This window comes from Streptococcus sp. FDAARGOS_522, assembly GCF_003812445.1.
In the GTDB taxonomy this organism is placed as follows: Bacteria; Bacillota; Bacilli; order Lactobacillales; family Streptococcaceae; genus Streptococcus; species Streptococcus agalactiae.
On record NZ_CP033808.1, the window covers coordinates 1,294,474 to 1,311,522 of the forward strand.

A 17,049-nucleotide genomic window follows, 5' to 3' on the forward strand; every position below is an offset into this window, starting at 1 on the left:
TCCTTTATGAAACAATTACATCATCTAGCTATAATATATCAACTTAGGAGAGCTTATGCCTTCCTAAGTTAAACTTATGAATTTGAATAAGCCAATTATTTATTAATTTGTGAGGCAATATCTGAGTCTGTTTGTTCGACAACATCCGCAACTTTCAATAATTGTTGATTTATATCTTCTAATAATTGTGCAAATTGTGTGATTTTTGGAGATAATTCATTGAATTGGGCTTCAAAGCTATCAAATGCTGTACCATCCCAATTTTCATCAATAACAGCTTGTTCTTGAGTCAAAACTGTTAACACATCTGTAATTGATTGTGATCCTGTTGTATATTTTTGTGCTGAAATACGGAGTTCTTCAGGTGTTAGTTTAATTTGTGACATCATTTGCTCCCTATTTTTTTAACTGCAGTATAGCATATTTAGATGTTCCTTACACAGATAAAACTCATAATAGGTTAATCTATTAAAAATACAAACAGCGATTTATATTACATTTACCTTACTTTCAAAACAGAAAGGGTTATCAAAAGGTTTTAAAAAACACCTTGCAAGACTTGCAAAGTGCTTTGAAACGTTGATATAATCGTACTGATTAACATTTTGAGAATTGTGAAGCTTTACGAGCTTTCTTAAGACCTGGTTTGAAAAGTATTAGTTTGAATAAATTGCCAAACTCCTTAACACCGATGTTTTTTAGAATTTTAGTTAATATAAATTTTAATAAGTTTCAACTAGATTCAGTTGAATGGTGTGAATATTTCACTAAGTTATTTAAATAGAGCTAGCAATTTACCGAAATGTTCACACTACTATTTAAATTCAATTATTATTGATTTTGAAACTTTATCTGAAAGAATCTGTATAACTCCCCTTAATTCAAGTATTTTAGCTTGACTCTTTAAAGTCCACTTAAAAGAAGTGGTAGGTGATAATATTCTCGTAAATATTTCTTTTCTTCTAATCAATTTGACTTTCACATTAAATTTAAAGACTCAAACCACTAAACTTTTCACCTAATGCTATCTCACCTAATTGCTCAATAGCTCCTCGTCCATCATTGATAGTATAGAACTTCAATCCTTTAATCTTCACGCCATCTACTTCTTCCTCGAACACTAAATCGGATTCATGATCGTTAATATACATTAATAAATCTTCTTTCCACTGCTCACTCTCTAAAAGTTTGATACCTTTTGGTTCGATAAATATCTGTAAATAATAATCTGAGTTGGCAAGTAATAAGATAAAATCAGGTTGAAATGCTTCGAAATGAATATCGTTGGTATCTCTATCAAATTGATGCAACTTCAATTTGTCGCTTTTTACAGACTCACGATGCATATTTTCATCCATACGTACTAAATATACTTCACTATACTTTTCAGTTAGTACTGCAATTCGTTCTTTGATTCGAGCTACCAATTGTTGCTCTGTTTGATTTATAAATGCTGAATCATATACGAAGAAATCTTCATTAATATAATCTTGTCTACTTACATACTGAAAAACTTTCATACCAAATAAATTCATCCGTCCAGTATCATAATTCGGTTGACGTTTCTTATAATCACTTATATATTCTCGTATTGGATATCCTATAAATTTATTGGTTCCAATTTCTTTACGATAACCATGCCTGATTTGTTGCTCCACCTGCCTTAAATAAATCTCAAATATCTCTAGTTTCGATTCTGGACTAAGGTCTTTGCTTCCCATACTTTTAGGTATTACAGCATAGATGGTTCTATTATTTAAGTTTAACCATGATTCATTCAAGAATTCTTTTCTCGATTTTAATACTGGTATATACTTTTTTAAATGATCAAAATGATAAAATGAATTTCGATTAAAGGCTTTCATAACTAATCTTGAATCTAATTGAATTACTTTTTGGAATGTATCAGAAAAATCATCTTGAACCTTATTAGAGTCGTAATTATATTCCTTTGTATTAAATTGCCAATTAACAATAATATCTGAACGATTGTCTACACCATATTTTGATAAATTGTCATAATGATCATCAGATACTATAACCCGTTCATTATAAAATATCAATCCACTCTTCCAAATATCTGTTTTCTTGAATGAAGTCTTTACTTTAACGTCAATCAAAGGATTTTTCTTATCTTCCCCAGTTGGTAAATTCATTTCATTCAATGACTCCACCAGATTTTTTAGATATTGTGGTTCATTAATAGTATGGTAGTGCAATGTTTCAAGTAATAAACTATCAGCACCGCCAGCTTCGAAACGTCTTTTATGTGAAATTTCACCATTCAATCTAAAAGGATTATATCTAGCTCCACGCCCTATAAGTTGTGCTTCTGCCATGGTTGATACTTTATTCCCCTTAGCATTATCAGTATCAGAAATACGTACAATATCATAAAGGTTTAGCACATCCCATCCTTCAGTTAATTTCGCGACAGCAAAAACGACTCTGTATAAGTTTGAAGGATTTTCTAATGTATTTAATACTTCATAATAACCTTTCTCTAACATGTTCCCACGATCAGTATCATTGGCATTAATGATTCGGTTATTAGAAAATTGACGTTTCATTTCTCTAACAATTTCAGGTAAGTTATTAACGTTGTTCAAATAGTAACTATATGTTCTATACAGAGTTTCACTCTGTTCTTCTGACTTTTCATTAAATCTCAATCTAATAAACGACTCTATTTGTTGTGGATTTAGGTTTTCAATTAGATTTAAAAATTTACTTTCGGCTTGATTAGAATCAATTATTTTCGGAGATTTAAATAATATAACCGGCTTAATTTCAACATTATACATTTGTTTAGCATACAACCTTCTATACTCGCTTAACAAAATAACATCCATCATATTATCTATATCTTTGTTGCTGGATTGAATCCTTCGAATGTTCTTTGAATATCCATCAAGTATATACTTGTCCAGCGAATAACGAAATATTATTTTATCTTTATATTTCTCATAGACGTGTTTGTTCTCTAAATCAATAGTTGCCGTAAACTCTAATAATCGATTCTCAACATTTGATTCCAGTATCAACTCAATCGTTCTTTCCCAAGAACGTTCATCATCTTTTTCTTTCTTTGTACTAGCTGAATAATGATGGGCTTCATCCGCTAAAATAACCGTTTTATTTTCCTTATATTCTGTCAATCCCATAGTATTTTCTTTTTCAGTAAATAAATCACTTGCAATACCTTGAATTGTATCTAACTTTATGTAAATAACATTTTCTTTAGATATCTTTGGAAACTGTTTTACTTGTTCAATACGAATTCGATTGCTTTCAATTTCAATGGGATGGTTGAATAAATTTTTTATGGAGCTAATATCCGTTAAATTATCAATGGTTTTTTGTAGGACTGAGTTTGTATTTACCGTAAATAGAAATCTTTGATACCCCTTCTCTTTAAACAAATATAAGATTATACCTGCCATTAGATCAGTTTTCCCAGATCCTGTTGCCATGTTGAATAGAACATGATTTGATTGCAAGTATTTAAACTCATTATAATTTAATGAAAAGTGAAAATAATGTAGTGCCTTATCTTGATAATATCTAAAATGATGTTTCATATTATCATATATATACTGTGGGGTTTGATAATTTATCGTTCGTTCTTCTAAAGTTCCATCATATGCCATCAATGCATCTAATAGAGGTAAACTTGATTTCTTAACCAATGAAATCATCCTCCTTATAGAATGACTGATTAAATGAGTAATCAGTATCTGAAATTAAATCACGGACATTCACATCATCAATTTCAGAATAATTATAATAGAGTTGATTCTTATCAATTACTTTCAATAACAATTTTTTCTGTTCATCTAATAATGGTTCTTTCTCTAGAATATCCTCTAATTCTTGTAAATCTACTTTGAAATTTATATCTACATTCTTTAGCATTAGATTATAAATCTTGAATAAGCTTTCGCTATCAATTGCTTTATATATTTGATTTATATAACCTTGACTCTTCTCCATTAATTCGGTATAAATAAATGAACCGCCCCCATGCCAATCAACAGCTTTAGAAATACCCCCTTGCTCTCCTTCAATAACTTTTTGAAGGCGGGGTACAGATACGGTATTAATATAGTCCATTTGTTCAATTCCAATAAATCGACGATTCATCTTCATAGCGACAGCTTGGGTGGTTGCTGAACCCATGAAAAAGTCGAGAACTAAATCTCCTTCATTGGAGCCTATATGAATAATTCTTTGAAGTAACTTTTCTGGTTTAGGTGTGGAAAAATCATACTCAGTATCTTCAAATAATCTAGAAATCTCTTTTCTAGCTTCTTGATTGTGTGAAACTTCTTGATGTTTCCAAATAGTTCCAGGAGTTAGTCCTTGTTTTACATCAGTTAAAAATCTCTTTAGCCTAGGAACGTTATCTCCTGATTCTCCAAACCAAATTCTATTTTGTGATATTAATTTACTTAAATTTTCTTTTGAAGTTCTCCAACATCTACCTTTGGGTGGATTTATTATTTTTCCTGACGGTGTTTCAATAGGATAATCGTATTCTTTTGAATAAGTCCGAACTGTTAAATCTGAAGATGACCATGGACCTCTCGGATCATTATCCGGATTTTTATATCTTTCATTCATTTTTTCAGTTCTCGCCAACAAGTTTATTTTGAATTTATCTATATTTTTACAATATACAAGTATATGATCGTGCATATCAGAAAAGAAAGTCGCATCATTTTGAGGGGAAAATTTCTTTTCCCATATGATATTTCCTATAAAGTTCTCTCTACCAAATAATTCATCGCAGAGGACTTTTAAATAGTGTGACTCATCATCATCAATATTTAACCAAATTGATCCCACTTCACTTAATAACTCATTAGCTATAGATAATCTATTATAAATAAAATTCAACCATGTTGAATGGTTAAATCTATCATTATACATAAATGAATCATTTCCAGTGTTATATGGTGGATCAATATAAATCAACTTTACTTTTCCAGCATACTTATCCTTCAAAGTATGTAATGCTAATAAATTATTTCCTTTAATGATTAAATTATCCTTATCATCAAAATTAGTAATTTCATGTTCTCCCTCTACATCATACCTTTTTGCATTAATTAAAATTTTTTTATCTAACATGATGTCAATTTCTTCGGAAGCAATTACCTCGTTATAAAAAGGCTCATCAGGCTTCAAATCATCTTTTTCAATATCTTCCTTTGTCATTCCTGCCTTTAGAACTGTGTCCTTATATGGAAAATCAAGCACTATATCGGATGATTCATCTAAAAACTTCCCATTAGAAGTTAATCCTATTCTCTTAGTATATTTTGTAAGTGAATCCATCCAATAGTCATTCATTTCGAATGTCTCAATCAATTTATTGGTTTCAAATATCGTGTATTCATCGATTTTTTTAAAGTAATGCTTTTTAATTAAAGGCGCATTCAACATTGCTAAAATTAATTCTTCATCATATTTGTCAATATCCTCAATTACTTTAGATTTATTTAAATAACTTCCTGTATAATATTTATTACCAAATTGTTTCAATACAGAATGTAAACTATTCAGAATTTGCGTTTCCATACATTCACTCCTATTTTATGTTTCAATTTATAGTATTGTCTATGCTTACCAGATAATAATTCACTTGACATTTATTCCCCACTCGCATTTGTCAAATAATAGTTCTTCTTCAATCAATACTTTCTTTATATACATCATGTTTCGACTATAATTCTATTACTTTATGATTACTTGGTAATTTTAATTTTTCTATTTTCCATGCAAACAAATCATAATATAATTGATGAACCATTATTAAACTGATTAATAGTAACTGCCTATTCTTATAATTGTACCTAAAAGCCCTTAATCCTTGCTCTGTATATTTAAAATGAATTATTTTATCTTTTCTGAACTTTTTAAGTAATCCAAGATACTTCCCAGCATTAAAATAATATTTTAACAAACTATACAAAATTTTTTTATGCTTCACTTTTCCTTTTGTTCATCAAAAATATTCTGATACTTTTGTTCAATATCATATTTTTCTTTTTCATAATATCGAAAAATCTCTTCAAAATTTAAAGCAAATTGACTGTCAAAAGATTTAATAAACCAAAATAATTTATTACCAAAATCATCCAAATAATGTTCTAAAACTTCTTTTTTTGAACTAGACTTATCTTTTAGCTCATCTTTTGGAAAATATTTTAATAAATCTATTTTTTCATTTTCTTTACCATATTTTGGAATTAGTAATCTATTCATTTCTTGAGCTTTTTTTATTGAGCGATTATATTCGTCCATACTAATTAAACTTACAATTGTAGAGGATATTAGGTCAAATTCATCACTATCATTTATCGCTGAAAGATGTTTGTCTAGATAAGGTAATAAAATTTCTCTATAATTTTCATTCTCCTCTATCTTAAATTTAAACGGTTCTAAGTTATATTTTTTATATAGTTCAGCAAATTTCCAATCATTAGCTAACTTAGGCTCTAATTCATATGCTTTCCGTATAATATCTGAATCATTACCATATATTAATTTTCCACTTATTAACATTTTTGAAAGTATATTAATAACTTCTGGATAATCTCTAACTGTTCCAACTGGATAACTACTACCTGATCTAATAAAAGGATTACTCAATGAATCTATTCCTTCAAATATTTCAAATAAGTATTCTCTTGGTGTTCCAAAGATAAACTCAGTTAAATCTTGGTCTGGTTTATCAGTCAATGATAGAATTTTTTTCTGGATTTTAGGCCTTGGTGCAACTCTGCCTTTCTCATAGTTATTTACAACACCCCTAGAAACACCAATTCTTTCTCCAAACTCTTCCATTGAGTAATTATTTAATTTTCTTAAGTCATGTATTTTTTTACCTAATCTTATTTTCGTTTGAGTATCCATTTGTTTTATCCAATCAATTTTTGTATCTTTTTTTATGTAAAATGTTGACTTTATTTGTGATACATTGTATAATTCTTCTTGTGAAGGTAAGTTTTAATTTTTTATTTAATTTGTATCTTTTTAAAAAGATACAAAAGAAAATTCTCTTATTCTTTATTATAACATACAAGGAGGTTTGTTCCATGCAACAAACAAAACAATTTTTAGATGCTTCAATTTCAATATTAGGGAATAAATTTATCGCAATTTCATATGAAGATAGCGTTAAATTTAACACCTCAGAAAAGGATGGAATAAAATTGATGGTTTCACTTCAAGATGAAAATTCACCAGTTTTTCTAGATTTGATTCAAGTTAAAGTGAGAAATACTAGTCCTAACTTATCAGTACATGAATTAGCAAATTTAAAAGGCAAGCAAGTCAATTTTAAAAATTTAAGAATATGGATTTATAACAGTCAATTTACTTTTGCTGCTGAAGATGTCTCAATAATAAATAAATCTGCTAAAGGAAATGAATAATGAAACATAAAGCAATAATACATATTATTCCACTTTCCAAATTTGTTTATTTGATTCCAGTCTTACTTGGAATGATTCCATTAATTAGTTACACGTTAATTACTCAAATATATAAAATACTAAACGGTTCAAATGCTAATGATAACTTTAATAACTTTTTATTTTGGTCAATTGTATTTTTAATTGTTTCAATATTATTTTCAATAATCTTATTTTTAAAAAAGCAGTACTCTTTGAAATCGAAATTAAAACAAATAATATTTAATAATAACTTTTATTCAAAAAATGAGCATGTAAGAGAGATATCAAAATCTTCGTATTTTCCTTTTTATAAAAAGAATAGTAAATTATTTTTAGAGTTCCATCCAAATGGTTTAAGTGTTGCTAATAAAATGAATGAACTTCAACCAATTTTAGAAACTGCATTAAACTTATACGTTGAAGAAGTAGACGATAGTAAGCCTAATTTTACATTATATGTTCTTTCTAAAAACAATGGGGGAAATAGAATCGATGTTAGTGAAAAATGGTGAACCTTTTATACAATTAGATAAAGAAAAAAAATGGTTTTGGCATCTGGATCCTATGGGACAAGTAAGTGGACCTCGCTCAAGTGGAAAAACATTTTTTCTATACTATTTAATGTTGAGTGTTGCAGAAATAGGAGCAGATATTTATATCCTTGATCCAAAACGTAGTGATTTTTCCTCTCTCAAATATTGCTATCCTGAATCAGAAAGAGAATCACACGTTGCAACAACGCCAAATTCTATATGCAAAGTTTTAAGAGAATTAACTGAATTAATGAATGATAGATATGAAAAATACTTTCAAATTTCTTCAAGCACCCTTGGCTTTGATGCACAAAAATTAGGTTTACGTCCAATTTTTAATTTTTTTGATGAGGTACTATCCCTAATCGAAGAAGATAAAAAATTAGGAAAAGAGGCAGAACAATACCTCAAACAAATTATTTTAAAGGGTAGACAATCTGGTATTTACATTATCATTTCTTCACAAAGGCTGAGTGCTGACGTTTTAAATACAGTAATCCGAGAAAATTGTGGACTAAGAGTCATATTTGGAAAAGTTCAAGAAGAATCCTATAGAATGGCTCTAGGAGAATCTTTTAAAAAATTACCTAGAGCTGAAAAAGGTGTTGGAAAAGGATATATTTATCTAGACGGTCAGGGATGGCAAACGCCTAAAGCATTTATTGCACCATATATGGATAGTTCGAAGATGGATATTAAACAAATTTTTAAAAATCTATTGAATAATCCTCCTAAGGTTTATAAAGAATAATTAAGTAATAATTATCGCACAATAACAGTCCCTTATCTGTATAGAAAAAATTCGTCAACCTCGTTGACGAAAACGGAGTGGTTTTAGGCAGAGCCGATTCTATACAAATTAGGGACTTCCAATAGTGCGTAGCACTATTGCCTTTATTTATTATATAGGCAAACATTACGAGAAATTAGGACAATATGTTATACAATAAAAAGATTGTACAAACTCCTTCTTATCTCGAAATATGGGAATATGGAACTCCAATAAAAATAGGATTTACAAAGAAAAAGACTTCAAGTAAAACAAATAAAAAAATTGATGATATTGATAAGTTAAAACGATTAGTTAAATCACGAAAAAATGCAAAACATGAGTTGATGAGATTAATAGACACAAATTTTGACGAACGATTAACGAAATTTATTACAATAACGACTAAAGAAAATATTCAGGATCGAAAAATTTTTAACCAAGAATTTGATAAATTTATGAAACGATTAAACTATAATGTTTTTCACTCCAAGAAAAAAATGATTAAGTATGTTGCAGTTTTGGAAAAACCAAAACGGGGTGCTTATCATGCTCATATTTTAGTTTTCAATCTCCCATTCATAAAGTTTGAAAAACTTCGAGAATTATGGAAACTTGGAAGTATTAGAATTAATAAAGTGAATGTTGACTCTATAGATAATAGGGGAAGATATATCACAAAATATATGGAAAAAGGTATAGGGCAAGAACTAATTGAAAATAAAGGGAAAAAATCATATTATTCTTCTAATAATCTGAAACAACCATTTATGACAAAACTATTAGATGATGATTCTATTGATGACCTTGTATCTGACAAGTTTATTGTAAATCAATCCGAATACATCTCAAAAAAATATAAGGATGGTGAATGGATTGAAAATAAAGTTAAATACCGGAAAGTTAAAATTTGAAAGGACATACTATGCAAGTTATTTTACCTGATGAACAAGTTAAAGAAATTCAATTATTAGTTTCAAATGTTATCAAGTCAGAAATACAACAATTTAAAACTGATATTGGTCTTGAAAAACCATATTTGAATAAACTCCAAACTTGTCAGTATTTAGGTATTTCAAATAATACTCTAGACTCATGGATTAAGTTGGGTTTACCTGTAATTAAAATAGGAAAAACAATTAGATTTGATAAAAATGCAATAAATAGTTGGCTACAAAGCCACTAAAATTCTACCATGGTTCTTTAAATGACCATGGTTTTTAGTAAAGGTAAAAAGGATAGTAATATGACAATTACAAAAACCAAGAATGGCACTTATCGCCTGAGAGTATATATACCAGAAGAAGCAAAAAAATCACTCGGTATTGATAAAAAATTAATAGAAAAAAGGTTTAAATTAAGAAGTGATGCAAAGAAATATGAATTAGAACTTCAAAATAAAATTGATAATGTACTCAATGGTTCGTTTCAAAATATTCATGATACTGGTGATATATTATTCTCAGAATTCTACAAAAATATTTGGTGGAATTCTTATAAATCTGGTCAAACCACTACTACAAATAAACCACCATCAAAAGTTACAATAGATAATACTGAAATTGTTTTTAGACTTCATATTTTGCCATTGTTGGGTAATTATTCAATAAACTTTTTGAATCAGAACAAACAAGTAGTACTTAATCTATTAACTAAAAAAGCAGAAGAATATGCGAATTTCAAAGTAATAAGAAGTTATGTCAATTCAATATTTGACTGGGCTGAAGAACTTGAATATATTGAAGCAAATCGAGTTTCAAAGACAATTAAGAGAATAAAGGCTACTAAAAAAATAATGTTACAAGAATCAAAAGAAGATTCAGACTTATTTTTATCTCAAAAAGAACTATTAGAATGGTTTAAAGCGTTTGAAGAAGATCTTTTAAATAATAAAATTCTTTTTAAGGATTATGTTTTATTTTATACAACCTTTTTCCTTGGAGATAGGAAATCGGAAACTTATGCTTTACAGTGGAAACATATCGACTTTAATAGTCGTCAAATTCAACTAGTACAAGCCCTAGATAAATACAAAAACCAAAAAGCTACAAAAGGAAATAAAAAAACCACCTTTAATATCCCTCTTGAATTACAGGAACTACTTATTTCTTGGAAAAATCAACAAAAATTGGAACTCAGTAAACTTGGAATTAGTCAAACAAATGATCAATATGTTTTTACTTATATAGATACCAAAGGAAACTTAAATAGTCCTCTTCATACTGATTACTTAAATAATAAGATGAAATCAGTTAATAGAAGACATCCTGAGCTAAAGCATGCTACTCCACACAAATTAAGGCATACTGGAGCAACACTTGCTAAACAAGCTGGAACATCCTTGGAGGACATTTCTCAAGCTTTAACGCATAGTGATACCTTAATTACTAAAACATATGTTAATACATCAAACATAGTTCCTATGACTGTTGGTGAAATAGCCTTTAGAAATTTAAAAAACGAATAGTGTGAATTTTGGGGGAAAAATGGTGTGAAAAATCATAAACATTTACAAAAAAACACCCCATGGTGTGAACCATGAAGTGTTTCCAAATGTTGATATATAAGTGTATATTAACGTTTTGAGAACTGACTTGCTTTACGTGCTTTCTTAAGACCTGGTTTTTGGTTCACTCCATTATTTAAAGTCAAATCCCTTTAAAATCAACGTTTCTAAAATAAAAAATCACTGAAATTCTTATTTATAGACAAATATTTAAACCTAAACGGTATCAAAAAGGTATCAATTTTCTGTAGTTTCGGAGCTTATAAAATAAACGAAAGCTATCTCAATCAATTGGGATTTTTTTATTGACTTTTTTTATGTATATGAGATAATTAAATAAATTAAATAAAGGAGTTACATAATATGGTTACAGCAGAAAAAAATAGAGCTGTCACATTCCAAGCTAACAAAGAATTGGTAAGCGAAGCAATGACAGTATTAAACAAGAAAAATTTAACCTTATCATCTGCTTTAAGATTATTCCTTCAAAATGTCGTTGTCACAAATGAGGTTGACTTATTGACGGAAGAGGAGCTAGAGAAAGAAAAACTTTTCAAGCAATTTCAAGCTGAAATCAACAAAAATATTGAAGATGTTCGTCAAGGGAAATTTTATACCTCTGAAGAAGTGAGGTCTGAACTTGGACTATAAGAAATATCAGATTATCTATGCTCCTGATGTTTTAGAGAAGTTAAAGGAAATTCGTGATTATATTTCTCAAAACTATTCCTCGACATCAGGTCAGCACAAAATGGAGCAAATCATTAGTGACATAGAAAAACTCGAGGTTTTCCCTGAAGTTGGTTTTGATGCCGATGAAAAATATGGTTCAAAAATCAGTAAGTACCACAGCACTAGAGGTTATACCTTAAGTAAAGATTATATTGTCCTATACCATATCGAGGAGGAAGAGAATAGGGTCGTTATTGATTACTTGCTTCCTACTCGAAGCGACTATATGAAATTGTTTAAATAGCAATCAAAAAGCCTTAGCGTAATACCAAGGCTTTTTGAAGATTACAAATTAACTAGGAGCAAAATTAGTTCGGGCTGTTTAGTAGATATTCCACAAGGCAGAGCCAACCCTGTATTGACAAACAATACCTTTGAGAAAACTGTTACCAGTCAATCAACCTTCTCCTAATGTAAAAGCTGAGAACCCAATCGGGGATTTACCTAAGTATACTCAGGAGGCAACACCTCTACCTAATACCTTCAATAAGTATTTTTTGAATGAATTGTTACCAATTCAAACTCAGTCTCAACTTTCTTCCACTCTATCACTTTTTATTACCTTTTGCAAGGCTTTTATAAACATTAATTTGTTCAATCGGTAGCATTGTGTCCATGGTTTTAATTAGTCTATGATAGATTGCGTAACGTGTGTCAGGATTGGAAATATCAGCAATAAAATTTCTATATCCCTTAACATAATCTTCTTCATCAGTTGGCAAAATACCTATCAGCATCTTTGTACTATCTTTTGGATTAACCTCATATCCAAATCTGATATTGTAATTAGCTAGTTCATTTTTTATACGATAAAGCTCTAGACCATTATTGTAAAAATCATTGAATTCTGGGACTTCAAACAATGACGTATCAATGTCTAAATTGTCTTCTGCCACATAAGAATATGTCCACCAAAGTAGGAATAAAAGATTTTTACCGGTGTAGGTAGGTCCTACTCCTCCCATATCTTTTTTTGATAAGTCATGGTCAAAGTAATAAACAATTTTTTTATCTGTCATTTTAATTTCTCCTTGCTCATTTATTCCATGGTTCTCTTGACAACAAGTAACCTAGGCTGTTTTAGCCTATGGCGATCGGTCGCCAGTTCTTTAGCCTGACGACTCGACCCCATCTAGTCTAAACTTGCCTAGCTTGTTATCAAGAGACTTTCACGGCATAAAAGTGGCTAACTATTACTATCAACCATCTTCTTAACTTGTCTGATTGCTGTTTTAGCTAAACCGATAGGATTTAGAGAGTTTATGATTGATAATGTTTCTCTATAAACCTGTTTAGGCATAAATTCTTTAGCTTTTTCTTTCCAAACAGAGAGGTTTTTATTCAGAATTTTCACTTGTTCATCAAGCATTTTTACTTTGTCCTTTAATTTTCTGTTTTCTTGACTTAATTTGATATTTTTATCAGCTGTCTTACGGTGATTGAGTAATTCTCTAGAAAGGTGATTGTTCTGCGACTGGGCTTTAACCAAGTCTCTTTTTAACTCAGCATTACTAGATGCATGTTTCGAAGCAGTTTGAAATAGTCTATTATAGGTTTCTTTATCCATCTTCAATTTGCCATCAAAGCTTTGTTTTACCAAATCTTCTTTTTGAATTCTATCAAGTTGTAATAGTTCAATGTCTTTTATGTCTTCAATACTTTCAGCTAGTGACTGTTTCTCTAATTCATACTGCTTCAAATCGCCAACAGCATCCCATTCTTTCGCTTCCAATTCTTTAAGCCTACTTTCTTTATCAGCTATTGTATCGTTAACATTTGAAATCTTATCATCAAGTGCTTTCAATTCTTCATGTTTATCAGCTAGTTTTCTATCAGCGTTATCCAGTAATCGTTGTTTTTCTTTAAATTCAGCAGTTTCCAAATGTTTTTTCTTACTGCCTATTTCGCCACGTTGTAGGTTAAAGCCATGCTCATTAAGATACTTGGGAAGTTCATCTTGGATTGCTACAAGTTTCTCTTTATTTCCAAACAGTGCTTTTGAACTTAACTTACCATTTTTCATTGGCACGATACCTAAATGCATATGCGGAGTACTTTCATCAAGGTGAACTCTAGCGTAAGCAATATTAGCATCACCATATTTTTCAGCAAAATAATCTTTAGCTGTCTCAAAAAACTCTCGTGTCTGTTTCTCATCTAACGAGTCAAAAAACGTTTTATCTGAAGTAATAATCCATTCGTTACAGAGTATAGCATCTTTACGGACTCCACGAGTAGATAAGCGATTTTCATTGATGTGCTCCTTTATTTGTTTGTGATAATTTTGTGCCTGGTCTCGATTTGTCAGTTCATAATTAAGGTGAGATTTCTCAACGTCAATTTCTTTATTTGAGTGATTTTTAAAAATCCGTTCATTATGATTATAAATAGCCGTCAACTGACCTGACTTGTACTTAGCCATTCTAGCAACAACATAACTCATTTTTAATTCTCCTTTCTCGGCTCAAAAGGTCGCCGAGATGGTGGCGGTAATTGCCACCATGAATAAGCAACCTATTATCTGGATTTCTTCTTAAGGGATCGGCATAACTTCCATGTAAAGTGTAACGCACTACACTTTACTACGTAAATGTGCGTTCTCCGAAGGGTCTTGCAGACAGCTCTTCGCTCCGAATACAGGAGCGACTTCGAACCACCTCTCGAGCCACAAGAGGAGCTTCGATTATACTCGCCGAAGCGAGTAGAGCACTTAAGCAGTGCCCTTGGTCGGACGCTTCGCATTGTCCGACAATTGCCATCAAAAGATGGCAAGCCATATTGCCACTAATAAAGTGATTACCATGACAGCTAAAGCAATAATCAGCAATAGCTTCTGTCGTTCCAAGCTCCGAACATAGTTGAGTAACTCATAATTTTTTTGTACCAAGTTTTGGTTATCCTCAAGTAAAGGAGTTAACTTATCAGCTAGTCTATCTATCCGATATTGCATTCCCTTCTTTTCTTGCTCGAATTCTTCTTGAATATCACCCAGCGTTTTTTCCAGTTCAATGACATCATTCTCAAAATGATAATCTTCAAGTATTTTAATGCCTATCAAATCAAGATTTTCAACCTTTTGGTTGTCTCGGTATAAATGACCTTTCAACCTTTCTTTATATTTTGGAGAGCGTATGCGTTTATAGATAGATTGGCTACTAACTCCTAGACTATCAGCATAATCTTTTATTCTCATTTTTGACCTCGTAACTCCTTGATAATACTGAATTTTCAACAAAAGGGTTGAAAGCTATTTTTGTCTATCCTACCCCCATAATAAGCGAGCTGATTTTCTAGTCTTGGTCTTTCATGCTTCAACAAGTCTTTCAGCAAACCTAAATAATCAGTATCTGATGTTTGATGAGTTTCTAAAATTTTTTTGTATCTTGCTCTTGTATTTCTATGGAGTTTTTTCCAGATATTTTTATCGTGAATAAGAGCAGTTAGATAGATTTGGGTCTCAATAGATAAGCCTTTAAGATTGAATGGTTTAAAAATAATAGTATCAATAACCTCGAATATCTCATCAATTGAACGGCTTCTTAATTGAAATTCCAAGCGCCACCAGTGCTTAAATTGACTTGCAAAGTCTTTATCTTTATCAGTACCATTTTGGAGTTGTTCCTTTTTCTTGTTATATAGCCTAACTTGTTTTTCAGAACGTGGAGCACCTAGATATTTTGTTTCTAACGTTCCAGTACTAGAACGAAATTCCTTGGTTGCGGTTGGTCTGCCCTTTTTTTCGAGCACAAACTCACTACAATCAACCTCAAATAGATCAAAAGCTAAATCAGCACGTGATATTGAAATATCTTCAAGAAATGGTATAATAGTATCTATAATTTCACTGTCAACTAAACGGAGTTTATTGGGATTAAACTCCAAGCGAAATGGACGAGCCTTGCGGTCTTGTCCTTTTTGTTTGTCATAATTCATATGGAGCACAACGTGGATTCCATCCCCAGTGGTGGCTCGAAACATGTCAGTCATCGCAGTTTGAACAGTAATAGCTAAATGGGTTTCTATGAGTTGTTTCATAGCTAAATACTTTTTAGATTTGATATAGGCTGTCATAGTGATATTGTCTAAGCTGACTTTTAATTTCAAACAAACCTCCTTTCTTTTTGGCGGTCGCCTAACGGCGCCGATTTTTTTGTCTGCGCAAAGGCCTACGTAAAATGACATTCTTGGGGGAGTAGCCCCAAGCCGACCCCTTCGGAGTCGGACCATTTTCATTTTGCTCCAGCCAAACTTGCCAAAAAACGGGTGTAGTAAATGCACTTCAGATGTGCACATAGCGGGCTGTTAGAGGGCGCCCTGTTATAAATTTTTCAGAACCCCAATAAATCTGACCTCAAATCTCTGTTTTCAAAATATTTTCATAGTTATTTTCATAAATATTTTTGACTAGAAATTTTGTCAATCCAACACAGATTTTTTGGAAAAGTCTTCTCGGTCAACCAAAAATATCTTGAGGATTTTTTCGATAATGTCATCAGGCGGAACCTGTTTATTTTTCTTGTAGCTAAAGAAACGGTCTTTAGCTTTTTTGATTTCTCCTAAATCGTCGGACATATCAGCAAACAGTAACTCATTCAGTTCAAACCAACGTAGCTCAGATTGCTTACGTAGTGACTCAAAGTTTTTCCAGAATAGACGTCCCTCATCTAACTGCTCCATCTTCCTCATCAGCTGAATTCTTTCAATTTTCCGATATTCTTTTGGCAAGAGTACCGTCACATAGTCAAGGGACATGTTCGAATAAATAACCTCATCTGTCACAACAATGGGAAGCTTCAAGGTGCTATTGACATCTTTTAAAATCTTTCGAACAAATTGACTGAGGGTAATTTGTGTATTCAGCTTGTATTTCAACATCTTAGTGCTTAGTAATTCAAATATATCGGTCGACCTGAATAGCCATTCCATCAGTGTTTTAGCATCTATATCTTTGCTTGAGAATGCTTGATAGTCAATCTGATAGCTATCCAATCGCGACTGAATAGCTTGGTTAAGTGTTATATCTTTTCCAAAATAAATCTTTATCAT

At 30.9% G+C, this 17,049-nt stretch carries 17 protein-coding genes; 8 read left to right on the forward strand and 9 right to left on the reverse strand.

Translation table 11 applies throughout. The annotated features are described in order from the left end of the window. Positions 1–95: 95 nt before the first annotated feature. The 4 genes from EGX70_RS06580 to EGX70_RS06600 all read right to left on the reverse strand — a co-directional run bounded on the left by EGX70_RS06580 (position 96) and on the right by EGX70_RS06600 (position 6,921). Entirely contained in the window at positions 96–386 is a 291-nt protein-coding gene (locus tag EGX70_RS06580; RefSeq protein ID WP_000078283.1) for a WXG100 family type VII secretion target, read from the reverse strand. Between the two features lie 603 nt (positions 387–989). Continuing rightward, the gene (locus EGX70_RS06585) at positions 990–3,698 is read right to left on the reverse strand and encodes a DEAD/DEAH box helicase family protein (RefSeq protein ID WP_000624798.1); all 2,709 of its coding nucleotides are present in this window, start codon (positions 3,696–3,698) and stop codon (positions 990–992) included. Then, positions 3,682–5,583 (reverse strand): site-specific DNA-methyltransferase, encoded by a 1,902-nt coding sequence (locus EGX70_RS06590; RefSeq protein ID WP_000449841.1) that lies wholly within the window; start codon positions 5,581–5,583, stop codon positions 3,682–3,684. Before EGX70_RS06590 ends, EGX70_RS06585 begins: the two co-directional genes overlap by 17 nt. A gap of 408 nt (positions 5,584–5,991) precedes the next feature. Continuing rightward, the gene (locus EGX70_RS06600; protein ID WP_123948020.1) at positions 5,992–6,921 is read right to left on the reverse strand and encodes a helix-turn-helix transcriptional regulator; all 930 of its coding nucleotides are present in this window, start codon (positions 6,919–6,921) and stop codon (positions 5,992–5,994) included. Positions 6,922–7,103: 182 nt separating this feature from the next. Between EGX70_RS06600 and EGX70_RS06605 the strand changes: the two genes are divergently transcribed. From EGX70_RS06605 to EGX70_RS06640, 8 genes are all read left to right on the forward strand, one after another. After that, positions 7,104–7,442 (forward strand): hypothetical protein, encoded by a 339-nt coding sequence (locus EGX70_RS06605; RefSeq protein WP_123948022.1) that lies wholly within the window; start codon positions 7,104–7,106, stop codon positions 7,440–7,442. Further along, a complete protein-coding gene (locus EGX70_RS06610) occupies positions 7,442–7,975 on the forward strand; it encodes a hypothetical protein (RefSeq protein ID WP_123948024.1) in 534 nt (177 codons plus the stop codon). The genes EGX70_RS06605 and EGX70_RS06610 overlap by 1 nt, the downstream gene beginning before the upstream one ends. Next, complete coding sequence (locus EGX70_RS06615; protein ID WP_123948026.1) at positions 7,956–8,747, forward strand: cell division protein FtsK; 792 nt, start codon at positions 7,956–7,958, stop codon at positions 8,745–8,747. The genes EGX70_RS06610 and EGX70_RS06615 overlap by 20 nt, the downstream gene beginning before the upstream one ends. Positions 8,748–8,932: 185 nt before the next feature. Beyond that, entirely contained in the window at positions 8,933–9,679 is a 747-nt protein-coding gene (locus EGX70_RS06620; protein WP_123948028.1) for a Rep protein, read from the forward strand. 11 nt (positions 9,680–9,690) lie between these two features. Continuing rightward, the gene (locus EGX70_RS06625) at positions 9,691–9,951 is read left to right on the forward strand and encodes a helix-turn-helix domain-containing protein (RefSeq protein ID WP_001196072.1); all 261 of its coding nucleotides are present in this window, start codon (positions 9,691–9,693) and stop codon (positions 9,949–9,951) included. A gap of 60 nt (positions 9,952–10,011) precedes the next feature. Then, positions 10,012–11,232 carry a site-specific integrase gene (locus EGX70_RS06630; RefSeq protein WP_123948030.1) on the forward strand — a complete coding sequence of 407 codons (1,221 nt, stop codon included), beginning with the start codon at positions 10,012–10,014 and terminating at the stop codon, positions 11,230–11,232. Between the two features lie 402 nt (positions 11,233–11,634). Next, positions 11,635–11,922, forward strand: a complete 288-nt coding sequence (locus EGX70_RS06635; RefSeq protein ID WP_000255538.1) for a hypothetical protein — start codon at positions 11,635–11,637, stop codon at positions 11,920–11,922. Beyond that, positions 11,912–12,247: a type II toxin-antitoxin system RelE/ParE family toxin gene (locus EGX70_RS06640; protein ID WP_000384858.1), complete on the forward strand. Its 336-nt coding sequence runs from the start codon at positions 11,912–11,914 to the stop codon at positions 12,245–12,247. Before EGX70_RS06635 ends, EGX70_RS06640 begins: the two co-directional genes overlap by 11 nt. A 304-nt stretch (positions 12,248–12,551) precedes the next feature. On the opposite strand, the gene EGX70_RS06645 is transcribed toward EGX70_RS06640, so the two are convergent. From EGX70_RS06645 to EGX70_RS06665, 5 genes are all read right to left on the reverse strand, one after another. Continuing rightward, the gene (locus tag EGX70_RS06645) at positions 12,552–13,022 is read right to left on the reverse strand and encodes a hypothetical protein (RefSeq protein WP_000130119.1); all 471 of its coding nucleotides are present in this window, start codon (positions 13,020–13,022) and stop codon (positions 12,552–12,554) included. Between the two features lie 167 nt (positions 13,023–13,189). Beyond that, positions 13,190–14,446, reverse strand: a complete 1,257-nt coding sequence (gene mobV / locus EGX70_RS06650) for a MobV family relaxase (RefSeq protein WP_000122832.1) — start codon at positions 14,444–14,446, stop codon at positions 13,190–13,192. 315 nt (positions 14,447–14,761) lie between these two features. Then, entirely contained in the window at positions 14,762–15,196 is a 435-nt protein-coding gene (locus tag EGX70_RS06655; protein ID WP_001220479.1) for a hypothetical protein, read from the reverse strand. 35 nt (positions 15,197–15,231) lie between these two features. Then, complete coding sequence (locus tag EGX70_RS06660; protein WP_000770113.1) at positions 15,232–16,107, reverse strand: hypothetical protein; 876 nt, start codon at positions 16,105–16,107, stop codon at positions 15,232–15,234. A gap of 312 nt (positions 16,108–16,419) precedes the next feature. After that, complete coding sequence (locus EGX70_RS06665) at positions 16,420–17,049, reverse strand: hypothetical protein (protein ID WP_123948032.1); 630 nt, start codon at positions 17,047–17,049, stop codon at positions 16,420–16,422.

Excerpts from the sequence above, each read along its gene's own strand:
- EGX70_RS06580 (WP_000078283.1), bottom strand. The coding sequence starts at position 386 with ATGTCACAAATTAAACTAACACCTGAAGAACTCCGTATTTCAGCACAA.
- EGX70_RS06585 (WP_000624798.1), bottom strand. The coding sequence starts at position 3,698 with ATGATTTCATTGGTTAAGAAATCAAGTTTACCTCTATTAGATGCATTG.
- EGX70_RS06590 (WP_000449841.1), bottom strand. The coding sequence starts at position 5,583 with ATGGAAACGCAAATTCTGAATAGTTTACATTCTGTATTGAAACAATTT.
- EGX70_RS06600 (WP_123948020.1), bottom strand. The coding sequence starts at position 6,921 with ATGGATACTCAAACGAAAATAAGATTAGGTAAAAAAATACATGACTTA.
- EGX70_RS06605 (WP_123948022.1), top strand. The coding sequence starts at position 7,104 with ATGCAACAAACAAAACAATTTTTAGATGCTTCAATTTCAATATTAGGG.
- EGX70_RS06610 (WP_123948024.1), top strand. The coding sequence starts at position 7,442 with ATGAAACATAAAGCAATAATACATATTATTCCACTTTCCAAATTTGTT.
- EGX70_RS06615 (WP_123948026.1), top strand. The coding sequence starts at position 7,956 with ATGTTAGTGAAAAATGGTGAACCTTTTATACAATTAGATAAAGAAAAA.
- EGX70_RS06620 (WP_123948028.1), top strand. The coding sequence starts at position 8,933 with ATGTTATACAATAAAAAGATTGTACAAACTCCTTCTTATCTCGAAATA.
- EGX70_RS06625 (WP_001196072.1), top strand. The coding sequence starts at position 9,691 with ATGCAAGTTATTTTACCTGATGAACAAGTTAAAGAAATTCAATTATTA.
- EGX70_RS06630 (WP_123948030.1), top strand. The coding sequence starts at position 10,012 with ATGACAATTACAAAAACCAAGAATGGCACTTATCGCCTGAGAGTATAT.
- EGX70_RS06635 (WP_000255538.1), top strand. The coding sequence starts at position 11,635 with ATGGTTACAGCAGAAAAAAATAGAGCTGTCACATTCCAAGCTAACAAA.
- EGX70_RS06645 (WP_000130119.1), bottom strand. The coding sequence starts at position 13,022 with ATGACAGATAAAAAAATTGTTTATTACTTTGACCATGACTTATCAAAA.
- mobV (WP_000122832.1), bottom strand. The coding sequence starts at position 14,446 with ATGAGTTATGTTGTTGCTAGAATGGCTAAGTACAAGTCAGGTCAGTTG.
- EGX70_RS06655 (WP_001220479.1), bottom strand. The coding sequence starts at position 15,196 with ATGAGAATAAAAGATTATGCTGATAGTCTAGGAGTTAGTAGCCAATCT.
- EGX70_RS06665 (WP_123948032.1), bottom strand. The coding sequence starts at position 17,049 with ATGATAAAGATTTATTTTGGAAAAGATATAACACTTAACCAAGCTATT.